A 13,910-nucleotide genomic window follows, 5' to 3' on the forward strand; every position below is an offset into this window, starting at 1 on the left:
CTCAGCCTCCCGGGGCGCGCACGGTGTAGGAGCGGCGCTGCCCGGGTTCGCCGGCCGGCCTGCGCTCGCCGTTCACCCAGACCTCGCAGGCGGCGGCGTCGTAGACGACGGCGTCCAGGCGGGGCTGGTCGTACTGCCGGGCGTCGCCCGGCGCGAGGGTCTCGTCGCTGACCACGTTGATGGTCCGGCCGGGCACCGAGACGAAGATCCTGCAGGGGCCGGTCCTCGCCCGCACCACCAGCGTGGCCGAGCCGGCCCCCGGAGGCGGGGCCGCGCCGGCGCCCTGGCCCGCCCCGCGCGGGCCGCCCGCCGCCGGGGCGGTGGGGGAGGGGCCGGGGCTCTCCTTCATCATCCCGACGATCAGCGCGGTGGCGCCGATCCCGCACGAGGCGGCGGTGGCGCCGGCGAGCGCGATCACGGCCATCACCCGCAGCCGCGGGGTGGTCGCCCGGCGGCCGGCGCGCGGGCCGCTCAGCGCCCGCTCCAGGCGGTCCACCGCGCGGGCGTGGCTGAGCCGGCGGGTGGGGTTCTTCTCCAGCAGCCCGGTCACCACCGGGGCGAGCGGACCGGCGTTCTGGGGGACGGGGGCGGGCTCGTTGGCCAGCGCGCTGAGCGTCGCCATCACGTTCTCGCGCTCGAAGGGCGGCCGGCCCTCCAGCGCGGCGTACAGGGTCGCCCCCAGCGACCACAGGTCCGAACGGGGCGTGGCCGTCTCCCCGGCGGCGACCTCGGGTGCGACGTAGGCGGGCGAGCCCATGAAGTGGCCCGGCCGGGTCAGGCTGGCCGCTCCCGGGGAGAAGGCGAGCCCGAAGTCGGTCAGCACCACCCGGTCGCCGTCCAGCAGGACGTTGCTGGGCTTGAGGTCGCGGTGCACGATCCCGGCCTTGTGGGCGGCGGCCAGGGCCTCCAGCAGCCGGCGGCCGATGTGCCCGACCCGCTCGGGCGGCAGCGGGCCGGACCGCTGGATGATCTGCTCCAGGTTGGGCGCCTCGATCAGCTCCATCACGATCCACGGCCGGCCCTGCTCGATCACCACGTCGTAGACCTCGACGATCGAGGGCGTGCGGAGCTGGGCCGGCGCGCGCGCCTCGCGGAGCGTACGGCGGTAGAAGACGACCCGGTCCTCCTCGGACAGGTGCTCCTGCGGGCGCAGCTCCTTGATCGCTACGGCGCGGTCGAGGAGGTCGTCATGGCCTCTCCAGACCCTGCCGTTGGCGCCCTGGCCGAGTTCCGAGACCAGCCGGTAGCGCGTCGCGAGCACGAGGCGCCCTGACTGAGACATGGCGGTCAAGATACCGGAGTGGCCATGCGGTCATTCAGGGGACTTCCGGACTGATTCGGATTTGGGCCCAGGACCCTGATCGAGGCTCGATCAGCGCTTGCCGATGGTCAGCGCTTGCCGATGGTCAGTAGCGGCCCGGTCGTTTCCGCGAAGAAGTCGTTCCCCTTGTCGTCGACGACGACGAACGCCGGGAAGTCCTCCACCTCGATCTTCCAGACGGCCTCCATGCCCAGCTCCGGGTACTCCAGGACCTCCACCTTCTTGATGCAGTCCTGGGCGAGCCGCGCGGCGGGACCGCCGATGGAGCCGAGGTAGAACCCGCCGTGCGCCTTGCAGGCGTCGGTGACCTGCTGCGACCGGTTGCCCTTGGCCAGCATGACCAGGGAGCCCCCGGCCGCCTGGAACTGCTCGACGTAGGAGTCCATCCGGCCGGCCGTGGTCGGGCCGAACGAACCGGACGCGTACCCCTCGGGGGTCTTGGCCGGGCCCGCGTAGTAGACGGCGTGGTCGCGCAGGTACGACGGCATCGGCTCGCCCGCGTCCAGCCGCTCCTTGATCTTGGCGTGCGCGATGTCGCGGGCCACCACCAGCGGCCCGGTCAGCGACAGCCGGGTCTTGACCGGGTAACGGGTGAGCTCGGCGCGGATCTCCTCCATCGGGCGGTTCAGGTCGATCCGGACCACGTCGCCGTCCAGGTGGTCGTCGGTGGTGTCGGGCAGGTAGCGGGCCGGGTCGGTCTCCAGCCGCTCCAGGAACACGCCCTCCGCGGTGATCTTGGCGACCGCCTGCCGGTCCGCGCTGCACGACACGGCGATGGCCACCGGGCAGGACGCGCCGTGCCGGGGCAGCCGGATCACCCGCACGTCGTGGCAGAAGTACTTGCCGCCGAACTGCGCGCCGATGCCGAGCCCCTGGGTGAGCTCGAAGACCCGCTGCTCCAGCTCCACGTCCCGGAACCCGTGCCCCAGGGGCGAGCCCTCCGCCGGAACGGTGTCCAGGTAGTGCGCGGAGGCGTACTTGGCGGTCTTCAGCGCGTACTCGGCCGAGGTGCCGCCCACCACGATCGCCAGGTGGTACGGCGGGCAGGCCGCGGTGCCCAGCGAGCGGATCTTCTCTTCGAGGAAGGCCAGCATCCGCTTGGGGTTCAGGACCGCCTTGGTCTCCTGGTAGAGGAACGACTTGTTGGCGCTGCCGCCGCCCTTGGCCATGAACAGGAACTTGTAGGCGTCGCCGGGGGCCGCGTACAGCTCGATCTGCGCGGGCAGGTTGCTGCCGGTGTTCTTCTCGTCCCACATCGTCAGCGGCGCCATCTGCGAGTAGCGCAGGTTGAGCCTGGTGTACGCGTCGTACACGCCCCGGGAGAGGTGCTCCTCGTCGCGCCCGTCGGTGAGGACGTGCTGGCCGCGCTTGCCCATGATGATCGCGGTGCCGGTGTCCTGGCACATCGGCAGCACGCCGCCGGAGGCGATCCCCGCGTTCTTCAGCAGGTCCAGGGCGACGAACCGGTCGTTGGGGGAGGACTCGGGGTCGTCCAGGATCCGGCGGAGCTGGGCGAGGTGCGCCGGGCGCAGCAGGTGCGCGATGTCGCGCATCGCGGTCTCGGTGAGCAGCCGCAGCGCCTCCGGCTCGACCTGCAGGAAGGTCCGGCCGCCCGCGTCGAACGTGGACACGCCCTCGGAGGTGAGCAGCCGGTACTCGGTCTCGTCGGGGCCGAGCGGGAGCAGGTCGGTGTAGGAGAACTCAGGCATCGAAGATCCTCGCGCGCGTACGTGTCGCCTGTGGGGGGCGGCCCCCCACACCCCCCGCCTCCGGGATGGTGGGGTGCCCTACAGGTTACGGCCCGCCCCGTGCGCAGCGCCCGCCGCCCTCGGACGCGCCGGGGCCGCGAACGCCGGGAGCCGCTTGGCCCCCTGTTCGGGGTCGAACGGGCGTCGCCGCCATGGACCACTTTCACGGGGAGTGACGTACGGTCGGCCTCCCGACGCTGAAATCCATGTGACCGACCTTCATCTGCCTCTCGACCGCTCCGCCGGACGGCTGGCCGCCCAGATCGCCGCCGGGTTCCGCGGCGCGATCCGCTCCGGCCGGCTCACCGCCGGGACCCGGCTCCCCTCCAGCCGCGATCTGGCCCGCGACCTGGAGGTCTCCCGCGGGGTGGTGGTCACCGCGTACGAGCAGCTCATCGCCGAGGGCTTCCTGGTCGCGCGGCGGGGGGACGGCACCCGCGTCGCGCGGCTGGCCCGCCCGGACGCGCCGGCGTCCCCGTCCCCGTCGCCGTCCCCGTCGTCGTCCTCGCCTTCGGCGGAGGCGCCGCCCGGCTCGCCCGCCCTCCCGGGGGAGCCGCCCGGCGAGCTGCTGGACGCCGGTGCCCATGACCTGTGGCCGGGCACGCCCGACCTGGGGGCGTTCCCGCGCGAGCGCTGGGTGGCGGCCGTCCGCGCGTCGCTGCGCGACCTGCCCAACGATGCGCTGACCTACCCCGACCACGGGGGCGCCCCGGCGCTGCGCGCCGAGCTGGCGGGCTACCTCGGCCGGGTCCGCGCCGCGCACACGTCCCCCGACCAGGTCGTGGTCATGAACGGTGTGGCGCACGGGATGTCGGCCGTGGTCCGCGCGCTGGCGGCGGCCGGTCACCGCACGCTGGCGGTGGAGGACCCGACCAGCGTCCGGCAGCTGCCGATGCTGGAGGCCACCGGCATCCGGCTGGTCCGCGTCCCGGTCGACCGGCACGGCATCGCCGTGGGCGCGCTCGCCCGTACCGAGGCCCGCGCCGTCCTGGTGACGCCCGCGCACCAGTACCCGACCGGCGTGGTGCTCTCGCCCGAGCGCAGGGCCGAGCTGATCGCGTGGGCGCGCGAGCGGGACGCGCTGGTGATCGAGGACGACTACGACGCCGAGTTCCGCTACGACCGCGACCCCGTCGGCTGCCTCCAGGGCGTCGCCCCCGAACGGGTCGTCCTGCTCGGGTCGGTCAGCAAGGCGCTCGCCCCGGCGCTGCGCCTGGGCTGGGCGGCGGCCCCCGCGGACCTGGCCGCGCGGCTGCGCACCCACCGGGCGCACACGGACCTGGGCGCGCCCGTCCTGGAGCAGCACGCCCTGGCCCACTTCATCGGCAGCGGCTGGTACGACCGGCACCTGCGCACCATGCGCCGGCAGTACCGGGCCCGGCGGGACGCCCTCGTCGCCGCGCTGCGCGAACACGTCCCCGGCGCGGTGGTACGCGGCGTCTCGGCGGGCATCCACGTCTACGTGGAACTGCCGAAGGGATGCGACGAGGACAAGGTGGTGGCCGCCGCCGCCCGTGCCGGGGTCGTGGTCGCGGGGGCCAGGCCCATGTGGTCCCCGGAACGGGCCCGCCACGCCCCGCCCGCGCTGGTCCTCGGGTACGCGCGGATGGGGGAGGACCGCCTCACCGAGGCCGCCCGACTCTTGGGAAGGGTGATTACCCAATGTGCATGCGGGTAGTTAGACGGTCCTGGCGAAGGAGGGACGCATGAGTCTGGAAGAGGCCGCGCGGCAGCTGAAGATGGCGGTCCATGATGCGCAGGTGGCGTTCGACTGTGTGGGGCTCGGTGACCTGGAGCGCGCGCAGGAGCACTCGCTGACCGCGCGCACGGCGACGGACGCGGCCATGACGGCGCTGACCCGGGCCTTGGAGGACATGACCCCGGAGCAGGCGCAGGTCGAGGGCGAGCGCGCGGTCGTCGCGCTGGAGGACGCCTGACGTAGCGCGACCGGCAGGGGCGCGGGCAGGCCGTAGGCACTACGGCGTGCCCGCGCCCCTGCTCTCGTTCGCGCGTGCCTCAGTCGATCAGCCGGCGGCGCATGCCCCGTACCGCCAGCAGCCACATCAGCCCGGCGAACACCAGCAGCGCCGCGAGATGCCCCAGGTCGGCCAGGGGCCGCGGGCCGAACACCGCGTGCCGGACGAGCTCGACGGTGTGGTACAGCGGGTTGACCAGCGCGGCGTTCTGGGCCCAGCCGGGCAGCGAGTCGATCGGGAAGAACGTCCCGGCGATCAGGAACAGCGGCGTCACCACGCCCGTGATCACGTAGTCGAACGAGTTGATCGACGGCACCACCGACGACATCCACGTCCCGAACAGCCCGAAGCCCAGCGCCGTGCAGAACACCACCAGCGGCACCAGCAGCATCCCGGGCGAGGGATCGAGCCCGAAGAACAGCGCCACCACCAGCGGCGCGCAGGCGTAGACCGACGACTTGGCCGCGATCCACAGCGCCTCGCCGGTGACCAGCTCGTGCACGTCCACCGGGGCGGCCAGCATCGCGTCGTAGGTGTGCTGGAACACGCGCCGGATGTAGCCGTTGAACATCCCGGGGAACACCGAGGTGAACAGCGCCGCCACCCCGACGACGCCCGTCGCCACGAAGTCCAGGTAGCGGTAGTCGCCGATGAACGCCACCATCGAGCCGAACCCGTACCCGAACGCCAGCAGGAAGAAGGTCGGCTCCACCACCGAGGCGAACGACTGCGACCCCCAGTAGCGCTTGAACAGGGCCAGCTCGTGCCGCCAGATCCCGCGCACGGCGGCCATCTCGAACCGCCGCAGCCGCGCCTGGGGCTGCGGCGACCCGGCCGCGGTCGCACCCGCCGCTGTGGCGGTAGGCGGTGTGGGCGGGGCCGTCATTCCACACTCTCCCCGGTGAGCACGACGAAGACGTCCTCCAGGTTGGCCGCGCGGCGCACGCCGTCCGGCCCCAGCTCCTCCTCCAGCGACGGCGGGAGGGTCTCGGCCTTCAGCACCGACACCGAGGGGCCCGTACGCCGCGTCGGCAACCCCGCCGCGTGCGCCAGCCGTTCCACCTCGGCCAGGCGGCCGGGCGGGCCGTAGTGCTCGACCACCAGCTCCCCGGCGTGCTCGGCGATCAGCTCGGCCGGGGTCCCGCGCGCCACCACCCGGCCGTGCGACATCAGCGCGCACTCGTCGGCCAGCCGCTCGGCCTCCTCGATGTAGTGCGTCGACATCAGCACCGTGGTGCCGCCCGCCCGCAGCCCGTCGATCAGCCCCCACAGCTCGGCCCGCACCTGCGGGTCCAGGCCCACGGTCGGCTCGTCCAGCAGCACCAGCGCCGGCCGGTGCACCAGCCCGCGCGCGATCAGCAGCCGGCGGCGCATGCCGCCGGACAGGTCGTCGACCTTGGTCCGCTGCCGCGCCGTCAGGTGGGCCAGCTCCAGCGCGTCGTCCACCGCGGCCCGGCGGCGGGCCCGGGGAACGCGGTACAGGTGCGCGAACACCTCCAGGTTCTCCCGGGCGGTCAGCTCCTCGTCGAGGTTGTCCTGCTGCGGTACGACGCCCATCGCGGCCCGCGCGCGCTTGGACTCGCGGGGGACCGCGAACCCGAGCACCTCGATGGAGCCGCCGTCGGGCAGCGCCTGCGCGGTGAGCAGCTTCATCGTGGTGGACTTGCCCGCACCGTTGGGGCCCAGCAGCCCCAGGCACGTCCCCGGGCGCACCTCCAGGTCGAGCCCGTCGACGGCGGTGAAGCCGCCGAAGCGCTTGACCACCCCGCGCAGGGCGACGGCGGGACGGCCGCCGGTCTCCGCGCCTTCGGGCCGCCCGGTGCCGGTCGCCTGCCGCTGAACCGTCATGTTCGCCACACTATGCACCGGACGGGCGATCTCCCCAACGGTTTTCCGGGCCCGCGCCGGTTACCCTTGACCTCGTGGACACGCCCATCCGCCGGCCCGCAGACCGGGTGCCGCCCGTACGCGACCTGCGCGCCTCCGACGCCGACCGTGAACGCGTCGTCAGCGTGCTCGGGGACGCCCTCGCGGACGGGCGGCTCACGATCGAGGAGCACTCCGAGCGCACCTCCCACGCCTACGCCGCCCGCACCCTGGGCGAGCTGACCGGCCTCACCCGCGACCTCAGTCCCGAGGAGGCCCAGCCCATCCTGGTCGACGACCGGCCGGTGTCGGCGTTCTTCGGCCGGATGCGCCGCGAGGGCCGCTGGGTGGTCCCGGTCAAGCTCCCGCTGCTGGCCCTGTTCGGCACGGTCGAGCTCGACCTGCGGGAGGCGGTCCTGCAGCGCCGCCACATCGTGCTCGACTCCCTGGTGGTCGGCGGGCGGGTGCGGCTGGTCGTCCCCGACGGCGTCCAGGTGAACGTGACGGGCCGCACCATCCTCAGCACCCGCGAGCTGCGGACCCGTCCCGTCCACGACGGCCCCACCATCGAGATCGGCGGCACCCTCATCCTCGGCTCGATCAAGGCCCGCGCCCCGAAGCGAAGCCTCCGCGAGCGCGTCCGGGGACGGCTCGGCCGCGGCCGCTGAGCCGCGCCCGCCGGGCCGTGCCGTCCTCAACCGGGCCGCGCCGCCGGAATGCGCCGTCCTCAGCCGGCGGTGTCGAAGTTGATGGTGCTGTAGGCGCGCAGCTTGCTCAGCTGGTGCTCGCTGGCGACGGTGCGGATGGTCCCGCTGCGGGAGCGCATGACGAGCGAGTGCGTCCGCGCCGACCCCTTGCGGTAGCGCACGCCGTCCACCAGCTCGCCGTCGGTGATGCCGGTCGCGGCGAAGAAGACGTCGTCGGAGGTGACCAGGTCGTCGGTGGTCAGCACGCGGCCCAGATCGTGCCCGGCGTCGATCGCCTTGCGCCGCTCGGCCTCGTCCTGCGGCCACAGCCGGCCCTGGATGACACCGCCCAGCGCCTTGATCGCGCAGGCCGCGATGATGCCCTCCGGGGTGCCGCCGATGCCCAGCAGCAGGTCCGTGCCGGTGCCCTCCCGGGCCGCCATGATCGCACCCGCCACGTCGCCGTCGGTGATCAGCTTGACCCGGGCGCCGGTCTCCCGGACCTCCTTGACCATGCCCTCGTGCCGGGGACGGTCCAGGATGACGACGGTCACATCGTGCGGCGAGGAGCCCTTGGCCTTCGCGACCGCGCGGATGTTGTCGGCGATCGGGCGCTCGATGTCGACCACGTCGGCCGCCTCGGGCCCGGTCACCAGCTTCTCCATGTAGAAGACCGCCGACGGGTCGTACATCGACCCGCGCGGCGCCACCGCCAGCACCGCGATCGCGTTGTTCATGCCGAGGGCCGTCAGCCGGGTGCCGTCGATCGGGTCGACCGCGACGTCGCACTCGGCGCCGCTGCCGTCACCGACCTCCTCGCCGTTGAACAGCATCGGGGCGTTGTCCTTCTCGCCCTCGCCGATCACCACCACGCCCCGCATGGACACCGTGTTGATCAACTGGCGCATGGCGTTGACGGCGGCCCCGTCGGCGCCGTTCTTGTCCCCCCGTCCCACCCAGCGGGCCGCGGCCATCGCCGCCGCCTCGGTCACCCGGACCAGCTCCAGCGCCAGGTTGCGATCCGGAGCGGAGGGCTCGGTGGTGAGCGGGGAGAGGATAGTGTCGTCGGACATGCGAGGCAGCCCTTTCGGTCAGTTCGGTGACACGAATTCTCCGGGTGGCCGGTGCCGTGCCACAAATTGGACCAGACCAGCCCTCCGCACCGGACACCCGGGTCCGGGCGGGGACGATTTGGTCTCCACATGAGTAAGGGATCGTTTCCCCACCGCGAGAGGGCGTAATCTCAGCTGTCATGAGCAGCGACATCGACGTCCCGTCCAGCGGACTCTCCGCTGATGGGAACGCCCCTTCCCCGAGCGGCAAGGGGGGTGCGGCGGGCGCCACCTCCACGGGCGAGGCGCCCCCGCGGACCTCCGACCGGGGAGCCGCCACCCGCAGCGCGTTGCTGGCGGCCGCCGGCGAGGTGTTCTGCGAGGCGGGCTTCGCCCAGGCGGCCGTGACCGACATCGTCGCCCGGGCCGGAGCCAGCGTCGGCAGCCTCTACCACCACTTCAACGGGAAGGCCGACCTCTACCTCACGCTGTTCGACGAGTTCCAGCAACGCCAGCAGGAGCGCACCCGCGAGGCGATCGGCTCCGCGCGGGAGGCCGGTGAGCGGGACCCCATGCGGCTGTTCATCGCGGGCGCGGGCGCCTACCTCAACGGCTGCCTGAGCGAGCGGCACGTGGCCCGGCTGTTCATCTCCGGCGACGGGCCGCCCGGCTTCGACCGGGTGATGCGCCAGCGGCTCAACAAGTGGGCCCGCCGCAACGCCGCGCTGTTCCACACCGCCGACGGCGGGGTGGACGAGGCGCTGGTCATCGTGCTGACCGGCGCGATGGCGGGCGCCGTCTCGGAGGTGTCGGGCAGCGACGACGAGGAGGCCTCGCGCCGCCTGGCCGACGACATCATGGCGATCGTCGGGACGATCCGGAACCCCCGTACGGAGCAGCCCTGACCGTGCGGGATGCTGGAGGGGTGACCGACAAGACCTCCTCCCCTTCGACCGAGCCCGCCCCCGGCGCGGAGTCCGGGACCGCGCCCGCGTCCGAGCCCGCCGGCGCGGGGGACGCGACCACCGGGGCCGACGCGGCCACCGGAGCCCCGGAGGCCACCGGAGCCGCCGAGGGCGCGGCGGGCGGCAAGGACGCTGCGGCGCCCGCCGGCGGCCCCACGGCGGCCGAGGCGGGTCCCCAGGCCGCGGGATCGCGGGGGACGGTCCAGGTCAGCCCCGGGGTCTACAAGCGGCTCACCACCGGCCTCGGCGGCTTCACCCTGGCGATGGCGGCGTGCCTGCTGCTCGTCGGAGCGATCTTCCTGGTCACCCCGCGCGGCGAGAAGGAGGTCCTGCCCACCATCGACTACGGCGGGCACCTGTGGGCGATGCGCAGCGGCGCCCCGTACACCGTGCACGCCCCCGAAGGGCTGCCGGCCGGATGGCGGCCCACCAGCTCGCGGGTCCACGGGCTGAACAACAAGGACGGCGAGCCGGTCGCCTGGCACCTCGGCTTCCTCACGCCCACCGACCAGTACGCGGCGCTGGAGCAGAGCAACGAGAAGCCCTCGGCCTACATCCCCCGGATGACCAACATCAAGAAGACGGTCGGCACCCGCCAGGTCGGCGGGGCCACCTGGAACCAGTACCACCGCAAGGACAAGAACGCCTACTCGCTCGCCCGCACCCTGCCCGGCGGGGTGACCCTGGTGGTGACCGGCACCGCGTCGTTCGACGAGCTCGCCGTGCTCGCGGGCGCGCTCAAGGCGCAGTCCAGGCAGGGCGGCGTCCCCGCGGCGACGACCTCCCCGGCGCCGCGCTCCTGAGCCGCCGCCGGCTGGCCGCCGGGTGATTCTTCTCTAACTTCGCGCCGCCGGACCGGCGCACCGCCCCCCGAACGATGATGATCAAGCGTGTCGGGGAGGTGGAGTGCGAACGACGGCGAGCACGGTACGCGCGGGGCCCGGAGCGGGAGCGGCCGGCCCGCCGCGCCGCGCCCACCGCTCAGAACGGGGCCGGGCCGCCCTCGCCGCCGTTCTCGGGCCGGGCCATGGCGGCGGCCAGCCGGGCCCGCGCGCCCTCCAGCCACTCCTCGCAGATCGCGGCCAGCTTCTCGCCGCGCTCCCACAGCCCGAGCGACTCCTCCAGCGTCAGCCCGCCGGTCTCCAGCCGCTTGACCACCTCGGTGAGCTCGTCGCGCGCCTGCTCGTAGGACATCCGTTCCCCGGACGCCTCGGGATTTGCTTCGGTCACCCGACAACCCTACGGCCCGGCGGGCCCCGAACCGGTCTCCCCGGCCGCGCCGCCCTCGGACGCCTCCTCGACGGTCACCGCGAGCCTGCCCCCGGAGAGCCGGACCAGCAGCCGGTCGCCGGCGCCGACGTCCGCCGCGTCCCGGACGACCGACGCGTCCGGCCGCTGGACGATGGCGTACCCGCGTTCCAGCGTCGAGGCAGGGGAGAGGGCCCGCAGCCGGGCCCGCGTGTGCGAAAGCTCGTCCCCGGCCCGGTCGAGCGCCCCCGACAGGCACCGGCGGGCCCGGTCGCGCAGCGCCGTGACCCGCTCCGACTGCCGTTCCACCTCGCGGATCGGGTCGGCCAGCGCGGGCCGCGACCGGACCCCGTGCAGCCAGGCCAGCTCCCGTTCGATCCCGCCCGCCAGGCAGCGCCGCCCCCGGTCGCGCAGCTGCCGCACCAGCTGGAGCTGCTCCCGGACGTCCGGCACCACCTTCTTGGCCGCGTCGGTCGGGGTGGAGGCGCGCACGTCGGCCACCAGGTCCAGGAGCGGTCCGTCCTGCTCGTGCCCGATCGCGCTGACGACCGGGGTACGCGCCGCCGCCACCGCCCTGACCAGGGCCTCGTCGGAGAACGGCAGCAGGTCCTCCATCGAGCCGCCGCCCCGCGCGATGATGATCACCTCGATCTCCGGGTCGGCGTCCAGCCGGCGCAGCGCGTCCATCACCTCGCCCACCGCGTAGGAACCCTGCACGGCGGTGTTCTCGACCCGGAACGCGACGGCGGGCCACCGGCGCCGGCCGTTCTCCAGCACGTCGTGCTCGGCGTCGGAGTCGCGCCCGCAGATCAGGCCGACCTTGCCCGGCAGGAACGGCAGGGGCCGCTTGCGCTCGGGCCGGAACAGCCCCTCCGAGGCGAGCACCTGCTTGAGCCGTTCCAGCCGGGCCAGCAGCTCGCCGACGCCGACCGGCCGCACCTCCAGCGCGCTGAGCGAGAACGTGCCCCGGTTGATCCAGAAGTCGGGCTTGGCGTGCACCACCACCCTGGCGCCGTCGGTCACGGCCGGCCCGGCGGCCTCGAACACCGCGCGCGGCCCCACGACCCGTACCGACATGTTCGCCACCGGGTCGCGCAGCGTGAGGTAGCAGGTGCCGCCGCGGGCGTTCAGGTCGGTGATCTGCCCCTCGACCCAGATGCGGCCCAGCCGCCCGATCCAGCCGCCCACCGCCTGCAGCACCGTGCGTACCGGAACGGGGGACTCCGCCGAGGTCTCCAATGCCATGGCACGCCAGCCTACGTGCAGTGACGGCCCGCGCGGCGCGGGTCCGCCGCGGCCGGCCGCCCGACCCGGGAGGATGACGGTGACCGATCCAGACTCCGGCCAGGACCTGGCCGAAGAGCTCAACCGGCGGCTGCGCGAGGTCGTCCTCATGCTCCGCCGGGCCAGCGCCGACCTGCCGGTCACCAGCCAGCAGGGCACGGTGCTGGCGTCGCTGGAGCACGGCCCGATGCGGATGACCGCACTGGCCGACGAGCACGGCGTCCGGCTGCCGACGATGACCGCGCAGATCGACCGGCTGGTCCGGGACGGGCTGGTGGCGCGGGGCAGGGACGCCGCCGACGCCCGCGTCGTCACCGTCCGGCTGACCGCCACGGGACGGGAACGGCTCCGGGACACGCGGGCGCGGTGCGTCGCCTTCCTCGCCGGGCGCCTCGCCGTCCTCACCCATGAGCAGCGCGCGGCCCTCACCGCCGCCCTGCCCGCCCTGGACGTCCTCTTCGGTTCCCCCGGCCCACGCTGACTCCTGGACAGGGCCCACGCGCCCCCGAGGGGGCCGGCACCGAGGTGGGCGGATGACCGCTACCCCTGACGCGATCCGGCCCCGCAGCGCCTCCGCCGTCAGTACGGCGCCATCGTCTGGTACGGCCGGCGGACTCGGTGCTGGTGGGCCTACATCGGCGGCCGGCTCGTCGAGGGCGGCACGCCCGCGCACCTCGAGATGATGATCATCCAAGCGCGCGGGTGGCGGCCGTGACCGACCCGGTCTGAGGGAGCGTGCGGTGTGCGTGAAAACGGCCCGTCCCTCGCCGTGAAGTGAGGGACGGGCCGTTGGTGCTGCACGCCCCGGCGGAGTGCCCTGAAGGTGCCCTCAGGGAGAAATCCCTCAGGGAGGGACGCTGACCGGGAACGGGGAGGAGATCCGGGTCAGGACAGGCCGTTCAGCTTGGCGATGCGGTTCTCGTACATGCGCAGGACGTCCGGCCGGGCGGCGTGCTTGCGCTCGTACTCGCGCAGCAGCTTGACCTGGTCGGCCGACAGGCCGCGCAGCCGCGCGCGCAGCTGCGGCAGGGTGGCCTGGTCGTAGTCGGGCACCGGCAGGTCGGCGGCCAGCTTCGCGGCCTCGGCGGGCGCGGCGGGCTTGGCCTCGGGCTTCGGCTCGAATTCGGGCTTGGTGTCGGGTGCGGGGGCGGGCTTGGGCCTGGTCTCCGCCGTCGGCTTCGGCGCGGGCTTCGGCGCCGGCCTGGGGGCGGGCTTGGGCGCGGCGGCGGGCTTGCCGACCGCGATCTCCTCGCCCGCCCTGGCCCGGGGCCGCTCCGGCGCCCGTGCCGGGGCGCTCCGCGCGGGCTTCGGCGCGGGCTCCGGCTCGGGCTCCTCCCCGCGGACCCGCTCCACGACGTGGCCGACGACCTTTCCGGCCGTGTGCTGGACGTCGTCGCGGAGCCGGCCGATGACGGGCCCGACACCGCCGCCCTCGGTGATCTCCTTGTAGTCCTTGGTCACCCGGTCGCTCAGCAGCAGCGCCCGCCCGACACCGAACATGGCCAGCCGGACCGCGTGCAACGGGAGGTCACGAACCTGCTCGCCGACCGTGTCCCGGACCTGCTCCTTGAGGCGGCGCGGCGATTTCGTCATCGTCTCCATCTCCCTGCTGTCCCCATCCCAGGACGGATCGATCGGCACCGTCTGTCAAACATCACTTTGCCGCATCGCCTCGACGCCGGTCATCCCGGGTGACCTGGTTTCTGGTCAAACAACCTCGTGCGGTGGGTCACACCACGGGCCCCGCCCGAGCACGGACGGTCA

Annotated in this window: 14 protein-coding genes; 6 read left to right on the top strand and 8 right to left on the bottom strand. The window is 73.9% G+C overall.

The genetic code is table 11. The features are described 5' to 3' along the window. Position 1 precedes the first annotated feature (1 nt). On the bottom strand, positions 2-1,282 hold the full coding sequence (locus tag IW256_RS06405) for a serine/threonine-protein kinase (RefSeq protein WP_197010071.1): 1,281 nt from the start codon (positions 1,280-1,282) through the stop codon (positions 2-4). Between the two features lie 107 nt (positions 1,283-1,389). Beyond that, positions 1,390-3,030 carry a fumarate hydratase gene (locus IW256_RS06410; RefSeq protein WP_197010072.1) on the bottom strand — a complete coding sequence of 547 codons (1,641 nt, stop codon included), beginning with the start codon at positions 3,028-3,030 and terminating at the stop codon, positions 1,390-1,392. A 247-nt stretch (positions 3,031-3,277) separates the two neighbouring features. On the opposite strand from IW256_RS06410, the gene pdxR reads away from it, so the two are divergent. Beyond that, positions 3,278-4,747 carry a MocR-like pyridoxine biosynthesis transcription factor PdxR gene (pdxR, locus tag IW256_RS06415; RefSeq protein WP_197010073.1) on the top strand — a complete coding sequence of 490 codons (1,470 nt, stop codon included), beginning with the start codon at positions 3,278-3,280 and terminating at the stop codon, positions 4,745-4,747. A gap of 28 nt (positions 4,748-4,775) precedes the next feature. After that, positions 4,776-5,006, top strand: coding sequence for a hypothetical protein (locus tag IW256_RS06420; protein WP_197010074.1), 231 nt, complete (start codon positions 4,776-4,778; stop codon positions 5,004-5,006). Between the two features lie 79 nt (positions 5,007-5,085). Here the strand turns inward: IW256_RS06420 and IW256_RS06425 are convergent, their stop codons facing one another. Then, positions 5,086-5,931: an ABC transporter permease gene (locus tag IW256_RS06425; protein ID WP_197010075.1), complete on the bottom strand. Its 846-nt coding sequence runs from the start codon at positions 5,929-5,931 to the stop codon at positions 5,086-5,088. Then, positions 5,928-6,893, bottom strand: coding sequence for an ABC transporter ATP-binding protein (locus IW256_RS06430; RefSeq protein ID WP_197010076.1), 966 nt, complete (start codon positions 6,891-6,893; stop codon positions 5,928-5,930). Before IW256_RS06430 ends, IW256_RS06425 begins: the two co-directional genes overlap by 4 nt. A gap of 74 nt (positions 6,894-6,967) precedes the next feature. Between IW256_RS06430 and IW256_RS06435 the strand changes: the two genes are divergently transcribed. Then, positions 6,968-7,579 carry a DUF1707 SHOCT-like domain-containing protein gene (locus tag IW256_RS06435; RefSeq protein ID WP_197010077.1) on the top strand — a complete coding sequence of 204 codons (612 nt, stop codon included), beginning with the start codon at positions 6,968-6,970 and terminating at the stop codon, positions 7,577-7,579. Positions 7,580-7,638: 59 nt separating this feature from the next. On the opposite strand, the gene glpX is transcribed toward IW256_RS06435, so the two are convergent. Next, positions 7,639-8,670, bottom strand: a complete 1,032-nt coding sequence (glpX, locus tag IW256_RS06440; protein ID WP_197010078.1) for a class II fructose-bisphosphatase — start codon at positions 8,668-8,670, stop codon at positions 7,639-7,641. Between the two features lie 179 nt (positions 8,671-8,849). Between glpX and IW256_RS06445 the strand changes: the two genes are divergently transcribed. Together IW256_RS06445 and IW256_RS42080 are read left to right on the top strand one after the other, a co-directional pair. Then, positions 8,850-9,554, top strand: coding sequence for a TetR/AcrR family transcriptional regulator (locus IW256_RS06445; RefSeq protein WP_197010079.1), 705 nt, complete (start codon positions 8,850-8,852; stop codon positions 9,552-9,554). Positions 9,555-9,574: 20 nt separating this feature from the next. Next, entirely contained in the window at positions 9,575-10,417 is an 843-nt protein-coding gene (locus IW256_RS42080) for a DUF4245 domain-containing protein (protein WP_197010080.1), read from the top strand. Between the two features lie 178 nt (positions 10,418-10,595). Here IW256_RS42080 and IW256_RS06455 read toward each other — a convergent pair whose 3' ends face one another. Then, positions 10,596-10,844 carry an exodeoxyribonuclease VII small subunit gene (locus tag IW256_RS06455; protein WP_307828758.1) on the bottom strand — a complete coding sequence of 83 codons (249 nt, stop codon included), beginning with the start codon at positions 10,842-10,844 and terminating at the stop codon, positions 10,596-10,598. A gap of 9 nt (positions 10,845-10,853) precedes the next feature. After that, entirely contained in the window at positions 10,854-12,107 is a 1,254-nt protein-coding gene (xseA, locus tag IW256_RS06460) for an exodeoxyribonuclease VII large subunit (protein ID WP_197010081.1), read from the bottom strand. A gap of 79 nt (positions 12,108-12,186) precedes the next feature. Between xseA and IW256_RS06465 the strand changes: the two genes are divergently transcribed. Beyond that, a complete protein-coding gene (locus tag IW256_RS06465; protein WP_307828759.1) occupies positions 12,187-12,627 on the top strand; it encodes a MarR family winged helix-turn-helix transcriptional regulator in 441 nt (146 codons plus the stop codon). Between the two features lie 404 nt (positions 12,628-13,031). Here the strand turns inward: IW256_RS06465 and IW256_RS06470 are convergent, their stop codons facing one another. Continuing rightward, positions 13,032-13,739, bottom strand: a complete 708-nt coding sequence (locus tag IW256_RS06470; RefSeq protein ID WP_197010083.1) for a DUF8129 domain-containing protein — start codon at positions 13,737-13,739, stop codon at positions 13,032-13,034. Positions 13,740-13,910: the final 171 nt, after the last annotated feature.

Origin of the sequence: Actinomadura viridis (genome assembly GCF_015751755.1) — a bacterium.
GTDB classification, from domain to species: domain Bacteria; phylum Actinomycetota; class Actinomycetes; order Streptosporangiales; family Streptosporangiaceae; genus Spirillospora; species Spirillospora viridis.